This is a genomic window from Rhizobium sp. SVR5-2C (assembly GCF_056755115.1).
Window position 1 is genome coordinate 1 of sequence record NZ_JBNDHT010000063.1, and the last position, 11,013, is coordinate 11,013.

General features: G+C 60.6%; 13 protein-coding genes. 6 read left to right on the top strand and 7 right to left on the bottom strand.

Translation table 11 applies throughout. The annotated features are described in order from the left end of the window. The coding region (locus ACPYOI_RS18540; protein ID WP_481423158.1) for a serine hydrolase domain-containing protein at positions 1–869 on the bottom strand (869 nt) is incomplete at its 3' end. Between the two features lie 140 nt (positions 870–1,009). On the opposite strand from ACPYOI_RS18540, the gene ACPYOI_RS18545 reads away from it, so the two are divergent. After that, a complete protein-coding gene (locus ACPYOI_RS18545) occupies positions 1,010–1,966 on the top strand; it encodes an NAD-dependent epimerase/dehydratase family protein (RefSeq protein ID WP_481416370.1) in 957 nt (318 codons plus the stop codon). A 40-nt stretch (positions 1,967–2,006) separates the two neighbouring features. Here ACPYOI_RS18545 and ACPYOI_RS18550 read toward each other — a convergent pair whose 3' ends face one another. Both ACPYOI_RS18550 and odc2 read right to left on the bottom strand, forming a co-directional pair. Further along, on the bottom strand, positions 2,007–2,597 hold the full coding sequence (locus ACPYOI_RS18550) for a GNAT family N-acetyltransferase (protein WP_481416371.1): 591 nt from the start codon (positions 2,595–2,597) through the stop codon (positions 2,007–2,009). A gap of 88 nt (positions 2,598–2,685) precedes the next feature. Beyond that, positions 2,686–3,819 carry an ornithine/lysine decarboxylase gene (gene odc2, locus ACPYOI_RS18555; protein ID WP_481416372.1) on the bottom strand — a complete coding sequence of 378 codons (1,134 nt, stop codon included), beginning with the start codon at positions 3,817–3,819 and terminating at the stop codon, positions 2,686–2,688. A 532-nt stretch (positions 3,820–4,351) separates the two neighbouring features. On the opposite strand from odc2, the gene ACPYOI_RS18560 reads away from it, so the two are divergent. The 3 genes from ACPYOI_RS18560 (at position 4,352) to ACPYOI_RS18570 (ending at position 7,064) form a co-directional block, all read left to right on the top strand. Continuing rightward, entirely contained in the window at positions 4,352–5,245 is an 894-nt protein-coding gene (locus ACPYOI_RS18560) for a LysR family transcriptional regulator (RefSeq protein ID WP_481416373.1), read from the top strand. 104 nt (positions 5,246–5,349) lie between these two features. Next, complete coding sequence (locus ACPYOI_RS18565; RefSeq protein WP_481416374.1) at positions 5,350–5,991, top strand: DUF1007 family protein; 642 nt, start codon at positions 5,350–5,352, stop codon at positions 5,989–5,991. Then, the gene (locus ACPYOI_RS18570; protein WP_481423159.1) at positions 5,985–7,064 is read left to right on the top strand and encodes a nickel/cobalt transporter; all 1,080 of its coding nucleotides are present in this window, start codon (positions 5,985–5,987) and stop codon (positions 7,062–7,064) included. Before ACPYOI_RS18565 ends, ACPYOI_RS18570 begins: the two co-directional genes overlap by 7 nt. 4 nt (positions 7,065–7,068) lie before the next feature. Here ACPYOI_RS18570 and ACPYOI_RS18575 read toward each other — a convergent pair whose 3' ends face one another. From ACPYOI_RS18575 to ACPYOI_RS18590, 4 genes are all read right to left on the bottom strand, one after another. Then, positions 7,069–7,275, bottom strand: a complete 207-nt coding sequence (locus tag ACPYOI_RS18575; protein ID WP_481416376.1) for a hypothetical protein — start codon at positions 7,273–7,275, stop codon at positions 7,069–7,071. After that, on the bottom strand, positions 7,272–7,961 hold the full coding sequence (locus tag ACPYOI_RS18580; protein WP_481416377.1) for a GNAT family N-acetyltransferase: 690 nt from the start codon (positions 7,959–7,961) through the stop codon (positions 7,272–7,274). The genes ACPYOI_RS18575 and ACPYOI_RS18580 overlap by 4 nt, the downstream gene beginning before the upstream one ends. A gap of 64 nt (positions 7,962–8,025) precedes the next feature. Further along, complete coding sequence (locus ACPYOI_RS18585; protein ID WP_481423160.1) at positions 8,026–8,745, bottom strand: tellurite resistance TerB family protein; 720 nt, start codon at positions 8,743–8,745, stop codon at positions 8,026–8,028. Between the two features lie 102 nt (positions 8,746–8,847). After that, complete coding sequence (locus ACPYOI_RS18590) at positions 8,848–9,486, bottom strand: 2-dehydro-3-deoxy-phosphogluconate aldolase (protein ID WP_481416379.1); 639 nt, start codon at positions 9,484–9,486, stop codon at positions 8,848–8,850. A gap of 152 nt (positions 9,487–9,638) precedes the next feature. Between ACPYOI_RS18590 and ACPYOI_RS18595 the strand changes: the two genes are divergently transcribed. Beyond that, a complete protein-coding gene (locus tag ACPYOI_RS18595; protein WP_168831637.1) occupies positions 9,639–10,127 on the top strand; it encodes a CYTH domain-containing protein in 489 nt (162 codons plus the stop codon). Then, positions 10,105–11,010, top strand: coding sequence for a CHAD domain-containing protein (locus tag ACPYOI_RS18600; protein WP_481416380.1), 906 nt, complete (start codon positions 10,105–10,107; stop codon positions 11,008–11,010). Before ACPYOI_RS18595 ends, ACPYOI_RS18600 begins: the two co-directional genes overlap by 23 nt. The last annotated feature ends 3 nt before the right edge of the window (positions 11,011–11,013 follow it).

Genomic DNA, 11,013 nt, shown 5'->3' on the forward strand with positions numbered 1-11,013 from the left:
ATCTGGCCGCCGTAGCCCCAGGCGAAATGCACGTTCTCGCCGCCAAGGCTCCGCTCGAACCAACCATAGCCATAGGCATCGCCGGAGAAGCGAGAATTCGTGCGGGGCTGCCAGGATGCTGCCACCCAATCGGCCGGAACGACTTGCCTTCCCTCCGCTGTCTTGCCGCCGTTGCGGTAGAGCTCGCCAAAGGCAAGCAGCGAGCGGGCGCTCATGGCCATCTGGTTTCCGCCAAGATAGATGCCCTGCGGATCGCGCTCCCAGGCTCCGATGCGGAAATCCGTCACCGGTCCAAGCCATTCCCTTGCCAGGGCAAGCGTTGGCTTGCCGCTCACCTTTGTGAGGATTGCAGACAGGAGATGCGTCGAAGCCGTCGAATAAAGCATCCGCCCGCCAGGCTCGTCATCGAAAGGCTGAGAGAGTGCGAAGCGCACCCAGTTCCGGCTTGAAACCCAGCGTCCGTAGTTCGGTCCCGACATGCGGCCAAGGCCCGCCTGCATGGAGAGCAGGTTGCCGATGGTGATTTCGTTCAGCCGCGGATCCGGTGACTGCGGCAGGTCCGCCTTAAGGATCGGCGCGATCTTCTGATCCGGCCCCTCAAGCAGGCCTTTGCTGATGGCAATGCCGACAAGCGCCGAAATTATCGCCTTCGACGCGGACTTGATATTGGTCGATTCGGACGCCGTATGGCCACGATAACCGCGTTCGGCGACAACCCGCCCGTCCTTTGCAACGATGACCGCCTTCAGCGGTGTCAACGCCTGCCGCGTCTGGAGATTGTCGAGCAGTTCGCCCAGACGCTCCTCCTGCGCAATAGCGGCGAGCGGCAGGAAAAAGATAACGGCGAAGACAACAAAAGTCCTGAGCATGCCCATCACCTAGTGCCGCCCAGTCGATAGATCACGGGTGGGACGAACCCTCTCACGCAGACGTGAAACTTTATCGGCCCCCTTGCAGGTGTCACCTACGGCACGACATAGTCCGGGCCGGATGAATGGAGGAAGAACCTATGGCACGCGTCGTCGTTATCGGAGCAACGGGTCACGTCGGTACCTATCTGGTCCCACGGCTTGTAGAGGCGGGGCACGACGTGGTCGCGATCAGCCGCGGAAACGCCGAGCCCTATACGCGGCATGCCGCGTGGAAGAGCGTCGAGAAGAAGCAGATGGATCGTGCTGCCATGGAAAAGGACGGCAGCTTCGGGCAGGCAATCCGCGCATCGAAGGCCGATATCGTCATCGACAAGATCTGCTTCACGCTCGAGAGTGCGCAGCAGCTTGGGGAAGCCTTGAACGGCCATGTCGGCCATCTCTTGCATACCGGCACGATCTGGACCCACGGCCATTCTCTTGCCGTGCCGACCCGGGAGGACGCGCCGAAGACCCCCTTCGGCGAATACGGCATTCAGAAAAAGGCGATCGAAGACTATTTCCTGCGGGAGGCAAAGCTGCGCGGCCTGCCCGTTACGCTGATCCATCCCGGCCACATTGTCGGTCGCGGATGGGCACCGCTCAACCCGGCGGGGCATTTCAACCTCGCAGCCTTTGAGACCATCGCTCGCGGCGGTCAGCTCACGCTTCCCAATTTTGGGCTGGAAACGGTGCACCATGTCCATGCCGACGACATCGCCGCCCTCTTCATGGCAGCGATCGGCAACTGGCGCGCTTCAACCGGTGAAAGCTTCCACGCCGTTTCGGACCAGGCGCTGACGCTGCGCGGCTATGCCGAGGCCATGTACCGCTGGTTCGGCCATGAACCCAATCTGGCTTTCAAGCCCTATGACGAATGGAAGAAGGATCAGACGCTGGAGGATGCGACGGCGACCTTGGAACATATTGCCCGCAGCCCGAACTGCAGCATGGAGAAGACCCGTAATCTCCTGGATTTCCGGCCGCGCTACAGCTCGCTCGACGCGGTGCAGGACGCAGTCGGCTGGCTGATCGAGACCGGCCGGCTCGGCAGCTGAAAACAGAAAAGCCCCTCCTTTCAGGAGAGGATTCGGTTCGTCAGGCAGCCTTCCGTGCCGGCATCCTGTGCAGCTTCCGCCCCGAGGGAACGATCATGCCCGCTGCACCCTCAAGCCAGCCGTCCGTCAGCTCAAGCGCAAGGAAACGCGCGCGCTCGAAGGGACCGGGCATGACGAGATGGCGAGCCTTGTCTCCGAAGAAGCCGAAGCGCTCGTAATAGGGCGCATCGCCGACGAGCAGGATCGCACCATGTCCACGGTTCTTGGCTTCGAGAAGCGCCGCACGCATCAGCGCCGAGCCAACACCTTTGCCTTCGAAGCTGGAATCGACGGCCAGCGGCCCAAGCAGCAGCGCGTTGATCGGCGTGCCTTCGGTGTTGACGCCCGCTTCGATGTTCCAGAGGCGCACGGTACCGATGACATGACCGTCGCGATCACGTGCCACAAGTGCCAGTCCTTCTGCCGGAATGCGCCCGCGGCGTATCTTCTCCGACGACTTCTTGCGGCGATGCGGCCCCATGGCACGATCGAGCAGGTTTTCACGGGCGACGACATCCGACGGCTTCTCGGAGTCGATGGTGAAGACATGAGGCGCAAAGAATGCGCGGACAGAATCAAGAACAGCGGCCATCTTGGCCTCCCGCACTCAAAACCGTTTCAGACGGTATCGACAGACTATTGTGAAGGTGCCGCCCCGGCTGGCTACGGGGCTGGCGATATCAGATGACGTAGGCCCTCAGCGGCTCGAAGCCGTTGAACGCGACGGCCGAATAGGTCGTCGTATAGGCGCCGGTGCCTTCGATCAGGATCTCGTCACCGATCGAAAGGGAGATCGGCAGCGGATAAAGATTCTTCTCATACAGCACGTCGGCCGAATCGCAGGTCGGGCCAGCAATGACGCAGGGCTCCATCTCGTCGCCGTCACGCTCGGTGCGGATCGGGTAGCGGATGGCTTCGTCCATGGTTTCGGCGAGACCGCCGAACTTGCCGATGTCGAGAAACACCCAGCGAGCAGCGTCGTTGTCCGACTTCTTCGAGATCAGCACCACTTCAGTCTTGATGACGCCGGCATTGCCGACCATGCCGCGGCCCGGCTCGATGATCGTCTTCGGGATCTGGTTGCCGAAGTGATCACGAAGGCTCTGGTTGATCGCGCGACCGTAGGCTTCTGCCGACGGAACGTCACGCAGGTACTTGGTCGGGAAGCCGCCGCCCATATTGACCATCTGCAGGTGGATACCCTGCTTGGCGAGCTGGACGAAGACGCGCTTGGCATCGGCGAGGGCCGAATCCCAGGCATCGACCTTGGTCATCTGCGAACCGACGTGGAACGAGACGCCGTAGGACTCGAGGCCCAGCTGATGAGCATAGACAAGAACGTCGACAGCCATCTGCGGCACGCAGCCGAACTTGCGCGACAGCGGCCATTCAGCACCTTCGCCGTCCGTCAGAACGCGACAGAAGACGCGGGCGCCGGGAGCGGCGCGCGAGATCTTCTCGACTTCCTCATGGCTATCGACAGCAAAAAGGCTGACACCGAGCGCATGTGCGCGGGCAACGTCGCGTTCCTTCTTGATCGTGTTGCCGTAGGAAATGCGGGCAGCGGTCGCACCGGCGTTGAGCGCCATTTCGATTTCAGCGACGGACGCGCAATCGAAGTTGGAGCCCATGTCGGCGAGCAGCTTCAGGACCTCAGGAGCCGGGTTTGCCTTGACGGCATAGTAGATCGCGCTGTCCGGCATCGCATGACGGAAAGCGGAGAAGTTGTCGCGCACGACGTCGAGGTCGACCACCAGGCAGGGACCGTCGGGACGTCGGGTTGCGAGAAAGTCGCGGATGCGCTGAGTGGTCATATCAATCCCTTTTCCAATTCCAGAGCTCCGGCAAAACACCGGAGGACAAAGGGCGATCAATCGCTCGCATAGGAACCAGCCGGTGGAGACCCCGGAACCTTAGCAAGCGCTTGATAGCGCAAATGATGAATCAACGCCGCATAAGCGACATGGATCCGGCTTTGTCTGCCATGGATTGGAGGGAGATTCCCAACCGCACTTCCGGCAATGAAGGTGTGCCTCTTCAGTAACCCCCGCTGATGGAAAGCAGGGAGAGAACAAAAAGGCCCGCACCGTCGTTGCTTCAGGCGTCCTCGCATTCTCCGGTTGGCCGGAATAGCGACTGGAGGGGTTAATTCCAGGTACCTTACCGATTTCCTCACCAATTCGAGGGTTCGGCGGACACCCATGGGCACGTGCGACTTTGGGCTGACCCGGAAATAGGAATATTCGCCGTCATAATCAAGAGAAATTTTATGCTCCAACTCAAAAAAATAATTGAACGCGAAAGGACAATTTGTTCAACGTTCTTCAACAGATATAGAGGATCGCCATGGACACCTTGACCCGCATACGTGCCTTCATCGATGTTGTTGAAGCAGAAGGCTTTTCCGCGGCCGCAAGGCGCACCGGCCGCTCCAAGGCGCTGCTCTCCAAATATGTGCGGGAGCTGGAGGATGAGCTCGGCGCCCTGCTGCTCAACCGCACGACCCGCCAGTTCTCCATGACCGAGGCCGGTCACACCTATTACCGCACCGCCTCGGACATTCTGAAGGAGATCGACAATCTCGCCGATCTGGTCCGCGAGAACAACGCGCTGCTCAAAGGCCGGCTAAGGATTTCCGTACCGCGCACCTTCGTTGATGCGGATGTCGGGCAGTCGCTGATCGACTTTGCCAAGGAGAACCCCGATCTGCAGCTGGAAATCGCTGCCGACGACCGGTTCGTCGACCTGATCGAAGAGAGCTTCGACCTGGCAATTCGCGTCACGAAGCTGGAAGATTCAGGAATGATCGCGCGCAAGATCTCGGATTTCCGCGTGCATGTCTGCGCGACGCCTGAGTTCCTCGAGCGCTATCCGAATATCGAGCACCCGACGGACATTTCCAACGTTCCCTTCATCGTCGACACCAACTCGCGCACGCAGGCGAGCGTCCGTTTCTACAACCCGGACAGCACCTCGTTTGCGGTGGCTGTTTCGGGACCGATCGAAGTGAACAGTCCGCATGCGACATTGCGCGCGGCACTCACCGGTATCGGCATTGCGGTCATTCCGGACTTCATCGCTCGCAAGCCTATCGAGGACGGCCGCCTCGTGACGCTGTTCAATGACTACTTGCCCACGGATCGCGGGATTTACGCCGTCTACCCGCATCGGCGCTACCTGCCGGCAAAAGTCCGCATCTTCGTGGACTACCTCCAGGCCTGGTTCAAGAAGCACCCTTGAGGATCGCCTGAGGCACTTTGCCGCCTTGAGACCAGGTCCCAATTCCGTCCCATTCTCCGGCAAGAAGACACCATCCGATTTGGGCAGAGCGGTAACCCGACAAGATGAAAAAATCGATACTCCCGGTAGCCGCTCTGATCTCGCTTGCGCCGGCCGCGGCTATGGCACATCCGCATATATTCGTCGAAGCTCGGCTCGAAGTCGTTGCGGCACCCGACGGCAGTGTTCAGGAGCTGCGGAACGTCTGGCGCTTCGACGAGATCTTCTCCTCCTCCGTCGTCATGGATTTTGACAAGAACACCGATCTAAAGCTGGAACCCAACGAACTCGCGGAGGTCGGCAAGACGGTCCGGGATTCACTGGCCGACTACGACTACTATATGAACCTGACGATCGACGGCAAAAACGTGACCGTGCAGAAGCCGGACATCATCCACGTCGACTACAAGGAAGGCCAGCTTCTGATGTTCTTCGCGGTGAAGCCCGCGGAGAAGATGCCTCTGAAGGGCAAGCTGACCTTCGGTGTCTACGACCCGACGCTCTATACCTCGATAGACTTTCCAACGGACAACGAACTGGCGCTCGTCGGCGACGGGTTCAAGAGCTGCAAGCATGACGTGCTGCGGCCTGACGCGGACCAGGTGATTGCGGAGAACAAGCAGTCGCTGACGGACGCTTTCTTCAACGACCCGACCGGCACGAACATGTCCAAGCTCTTTGCCACCAGGCTGGAGGTCTCATGCTGAAACCGAACGCCTCGCTGGCCCTTTCCGCGGCCGCGCTCGTGCTTCTTGCCATGACGAGTGTGGCGCATGCGCAGTCGCCGCTCGGCATTGGAACCGCAGAGCCGAGTTTCCAGCCAACAGGCGGGCCGCTGGCGCCGCTATTCCTCTATGTGAATTACGAGCAGCAAGCTTTTTACCGTGCGCTGACAGGCGCGCTGAAAGCAATGCGCGAAGACCCATGGCAGTTGACGTCGCTCATCGGACTTTCCTTTGCCTACGGTGTCTTCCATGCGGCCGGTCCCGGACACGGCAAGGCGGTCATCTCCTCCTACATGATCGCCAACGAGCTCGAACTGAAGCGCGGCGTGGTGATTTCCTTCATCTCTGCCTTCGTTCAAGGCGTGATGGCGGTGGCGCTCGTCGGCGGCGCCTGGCTGGTATTGCGCGGTAGCGGGATAACGCTGACAGAGGCGACGCACGCAATGGAGATCGCAAGCTTTGTGATGGTCATTGCCTTTGGCTGCTGGCTGCTTTTTCGTAAGCTGCGCTCGATGATCGGCGGCTTGCCGCAACGTCAAGCCGTGGCAACATCCGCAGGCCCGGTCAGTATGATGCTCGACTGGAAGGACAATGACAGCCGGGGCGAAGTGGACGCCTACGCCTTCGGCGAGAGCACCGCGCGCAAGGCGGGACACAGGTTCATTTCAGGCATGGCCTGTGAAACCTGCGGCCGATCCCACGCACCGGATCCGTCGCTGCTGGGAGCCGACAAGTTCAGTGTCCGGGAAGCCTGGTCGGCGATCGTTGCAGTCGGCCTTCGCCCCTGCTCCGGGGCGCTGCTCGTCATGACCTTTTCGCTGCTGAACGGACTCTATCTCGGCGGCATTCTTTCCGTGCTCGCCATGTCCCTCGGCACGGCGATTACGGTCGCGATCCTCGCAATCATTGCGGTCACCGCCAAGGGCACGGCCGTCCGCATCGCCGGCCGTGGCTCGGCAACGTCGATCTGGATCGGCAATGCCATCGAAATCCTGGGTGCCGTGCTGGTCATCTGCATGGGTGCACTGCTGCTCGGCGCATCGCTTCAGGGGTGAATGCTCAGCGGCCTTTATTACGCTGGTAGCGAGCGCGCAGCCAGAAAATCACAAAGAAACCAAGGAGCAGGATCGCGCCGACCGCGAAGGCAAGCGCCGGCGAGTAATTGCCGATCCAGAGAACGAGGGTCGGGAGGAAATAGATGACCAGGCCGGCACCCAGCAGAATGACGGCAGCAGCGATCGCCTGCGATCGGCTCTCCGGACTCATGCAAGCCTTTCCTTTTCAATGTCGGCGCGGATATCCTGCAGGCGGCGTCGCTGCTTGCCTTCGCCATCGAAGTTGTCCGGTGAAAGCCAGCTCTCGAAGGCCTCGTTGATCAGCGGCCACTCGCTATCGATCATGGAAAACCAAGCGGTGTCGCGGTTGCGGCGCTTGGAAAGCATGTGCTGGCGGAACACGCCTTCGAAAGTGAAGCCGTAGCGCGCAGCGGTTGTCTTGCTGGCCTCGTTGTTGTTGTCGCACTTCCATTCGTAGCGGCGGTAACCGAGGTCTTCGAAGACATGCTTGGCCATGAGGTAATGCGCTTCGGTCGAAAGCGGTGATCGCTTCATGTCCGCACCATGGGCGACGCCGCCGACTTCGACGACGCCGTTTGCCGGATCGGCGCGCATGTAATTGGCCATGCCGACGATCTTGCCTGTCGCATTGTCACGGAAGACATGCGTCAGCCAGCCGCCTTTCTTGGCGTTTTCGAGCCAGGCGGCGAAATCCTCGATCCCGTTGAAATCATCCTGCGCGAAGTAGAGGAGCAGCGGATTGATGCCCATGCCGCCGAGGCCATCCCAAAGCGCCTGAAGATGCTTCTCACGCACATAAGGCTCGACCGTTACATATCGTCCCTTCAGCGTCACATAGCCGGGCGCCGGCACCTTGAAATTCGATAGATCGCGCATGTCACTCCCCTCTTGTCGAAGAGTGGATAGGCCAGCCGCCTTTGAAAGGCAACCGGTCCCAATGTCACTGAGACAAGCTGATCTTGGCGGAGGAAACCGTTGCCTCGATATGATCTACAAGGGCGTCGGCAAGGCCGAGACGGCCGGCAAGGAGATCGAGATAGCCGCGCTCGGCGCGCGATTCCGGCTCGATCGTCAGGCGCGAGGCCGTATAGAGTTCGACCTTCTGCTCCTCGGTCCTCGCCGCCGCAACCAGCGCATCGAGATTGGTCGGAGAGCCAAGTTCGCGTTCGATGAAGGATGCGGCTTCGCCGGTGACATCGGCAACCTTCATCTTGTCCATGATGAGCGCTTGCTCGGCATCGTCGATATGCCCGTCGGCCTTGGCCGCGGCGATCATTGCGCGGATCAGCACGAGGGCGAACTCGTTGCTGCCAGCGGGCGATTCCGGCCCGAAGCCGGATTCGGCGGGAGCCGACAATACGATCGGTGTCGAAGGCGAAGCCGAATCTGAAGGCTTGGCCGGCGCCTGACCTTCCTTGTAATTCTGATAGGCCTGGTAGCCAAGGCCGGCGATGGCAGCCAGCCCCCCGATCGTCAGCGCATTGCTCGCGATACCGCGGCCCGTCTTCGTTCCAAGAAGTACGGTTGCCAATGCTCCAGCCTTCCACGGATTGTCCTTGGCCAACTGGACGGCATCGCCTGCCCGGTCGCGGACGGTACCGCCGACGCCCGGAATTTGCGATCCTAGAAACTGGTCAAGAAGCTTTTTCGCGTCGAACATCCCTCGTCATCTCCCATTAGCGCCAGAGATGAAGATAGGAGGTCAGGCAGCAAATACAAATGCCGTCGGAAACCGCCGGCATCCCGGATTGAGGAAAAAATATCAGGCCTTCAATGCCGCCGCTTCGGAAGCGAGCTTCGTAATACCTGCCCAATCGCCTGCAGCAACGAGTTCCTTGGGGGCGACCCAGGAACCGCCGACGCAGACGACGTTTGGCAGCGACAGGTAATCATTGGCATTCTTCAGCGAAATGCCGCCAGTCGGGCAGAAGAGCGTGCCGGCAAGCGGTGAGGAGAGCGCCTTGAGATATGCGGCTCCGCCCGCCTGTTCGGCCGGGAAGAACTTCAGCACCTGATAGCCCTCTTCGCGAAGCGCCATGACTTCGCTTACCGTTGCAGCGCCCGGCAGCAGCGGAACCGGCGACTGCGCCGCAGCGTCGAGCAGCTCCTGCGTGGCGCCCGGGCTGACGATGAACTTCGAGCCCGCGGCAACGGCCGCCTCCCAGTGCTGCGCGTTCAGGATCGTACCCGCGCCGACTTCAGCCCCTTCGACTTCTTCCGCGACAGCGCGCACCGCATCGAGCGCCGCGGGCGTGCGCATCGTGATTTCGATTGCCTTCAGCCCACCAGCGACCAGCGCGCGCGCCAGCGAAACGCCGGACTTCACGTCGTCCACGATGAGCACCGGAACGACTGGCTGAAGTTTGAGGATGGAAAGGAGCTTTTCTGTCTTCTCGCCCATGGCCGGATGGTTCCTTTAAACGATTGAATTCGGGTTCCGAATACCCCCAGGAGCCATCGTTGTCGAGACAAATCGACCTCGGCAACAACACGGGTATCGCCACCGGGAAAATTACGCTACGGTACCTTCATCGTCACAAAAGGTTCACTGATATGGCGAAAGAGATCGAGCGGAAGTTTCTAGTACGCAACGACGGCTGGCATTCAAAGGCCGAGACGAGATCGATCCTCAGGCAGGGTTACATCGCCTCGACGGACGATCGTTCTGTGCGGGTGCGCATTCTCGATGGAAAAAGCGCAAGATTGACGGTCAAGATCGGCCGCAGCACGGTTACCCGCGACGAATTCGAGTACGATATTCCCGTTTCCGATGCCGAGGAGCTGCTGCAAAGCGCCATCGGTTTGGTGATAGAAAAGACGCGCTACCGCGTGCCGCATGCAGGCTTCGTCTGGGAAGTCGACGTCTTTTCCGGTGCGCATCGCGGCCTCGTGATTGCGGAAGTGGAAATGAAGTCCGAAAAGGACGATCCCTCCCATCCCGCTTGGCTCGGACGCGAAGTTTCCGGCGATTTCCGCTACTCCAACCAAGCACTCGCGACCGAATTCGAGTACGATCAGGATGCCCTTTCGCATACGGCCTGACGCCGACTTCACCGATGAATTCCGCGATGCCGCCGGCAGGGAGCTGTGGCGGGCAATCGCCGCGCTCGAGCAGCAGCCGGATGGCGCAGATGAGGCCATCCATGACTTCCGTAAGAATCTCAAGAAAGTGCGCTCGCTCTACCGCCTCGTCGCCCGCGAGGTTCCCGATTTTCAGAAGCGCGAAAATGCGCGGCTCAGGGATTCAGCAAGATCGCTCTCCGCGATTCGCGACGCTGCCGCGCTGATCGGAACCGTGGAGTATCTGAAGGAGAAGGCGCGCAGTGCAGAGGAGGCCAAAGCGCTCGGCCGCACCGTCGCCATCCTCGAAGCGCGGCGGGACTGGATGGCCGAGGCCGAAAGCGGCCTCGAGCAGAAGCTGCAGGAAACGGCGGATGTTCTGAAAGGGGCACTCGCCGCGCTCGACGACGTGTCCTTTAGCGGAAGCGGCAAGAAGGCTATCCGCCTTGTCGGCAAGGGCTGGCGTAGAACGGCCAGAAAAGCCCGTGCCGCAATTGCGAGATGTCACGACGAAGCATCCGCCGAAGCCTTTCACGAATTGCGTAAGCGCACGCAGGATTTTCGTGCTTATCACCGACTGCTGACGCCGCTTTGGCCGGCTGCCATGAAGGCGAGGCGCGCAGACGCGAAGGAACTTGTCGATATCCTCGGCCATGTGCACGACCTTGCAGTGCTCGGCGCGCTGGTCGAAGCCGAGCCGCAGCTTTTTACACGAGACGACGACCTGTCGCGCCTGCTGGACAGCATCGCCCATCGCCAGCAGGAGGACAGGCGCGAGTCACTGGTGAAAGCAGAGGCAGTCTTTGCCGGCAAGCCGGCCAAGGAAGCAAAGCACATTGAAGTGCTCTGGCGCGCCGCGGCGTGAAGC

What these genes read in the sequence shown, in the direction of transcription:
- ACPYOI_RS18600 (WP_481416380.1), top strand. Translation starts at nt 10,105, where the DNA reads ATGCCCTTTCGCATACGGCCTGACGCCGACTTCACCGATGAATTCCGC.
- ACPYOI_RS18575 (WP_481416376.1), bottom strand. Translation starts at nt 7,275, where the DNA reads ATGAGTCCGGAGAGCCGATCGCAGGCGATCGCTGCTGCCGTCATTCTG.
- ACPYOI_RS18565 (WP_481416374.1), top strand. Translation starts at nt 5,350, where the DNA reads ATGAAAAAATCGATACTCCCGGTAGCCGCTCTGATCTCGCTTGCGCCG.
- ACPYOI_RS18545 (WP_481416370.1), top strand. Translation starts at nt 1,010, where the DNA reads ATGGCACGCGTCGTCGTTATCGGAGCAACGGGTCACGTCGGTACCTAT.
- ACPYOI_RS18570 (WP_481423159.1), top strand. Translation starts at nt 5,985, where the DNA reads ATGCTGAAACCGAACGCCTCGCTGGCCCTTTCCGCGGCCGCGCTCGTG.
- ACPYOI_RS18550 (WP_481416371.1), bottom strand. Translation starts at nt 2,597, where the DNA reads ATGGCCGCTGTTCTTGATTCTGTCCGCGCATTCTTTGCGCCTCATGTC.
- odc2 (WP_481416372.1), bottom strand. Translation starts at nt 3,819, where the DNA reads ATGACCACTCAGCGCATCCGCGACTTTCTCGCAACCCGACGTCCCGAC.
- ACPYOI_RS18590 (WP_481416379.1), bottom strand. Translation starts at nt 9,486, where the DNA reads ATGGGCGAGAAGACAGAAAAGCTCCTTTCCATCCTCAAACTTCAGCCA.
- ACPYOI_RS18560 (WP_481416373.1), top strand. Translation starts at nt 4,352, where the DNA reads ATGGACACCTTGACCCGCATACGTGCCTTCATCGATGTTGTTGAAGCA.
- ACPYOI_RS18595 (WP_168831637.1), top strand. Translation starts at nt 9,639, where the DNA reads ATGGCGAAAGAGATCGAGCGGAAGTTTCTAGTACGCAACGACGGCTGG.
- ACPYOI_RS18580 (WP_481416377.1), bottom strand. Translation starts at nt 7,961, where the DNA reads ATGCGCGATCTATCGAATTTCAAGGTGCCGGCGCCCGGCTATGTGACG.
- ACPYOI_RS18585 (WP_481423160.1), bottom strand. Translation starts at nt 8,745, where the DNA reads ATGTTCGACGCGAAAAAGCTTCTTGACCAGTTTCTAGGATCGCAAATT.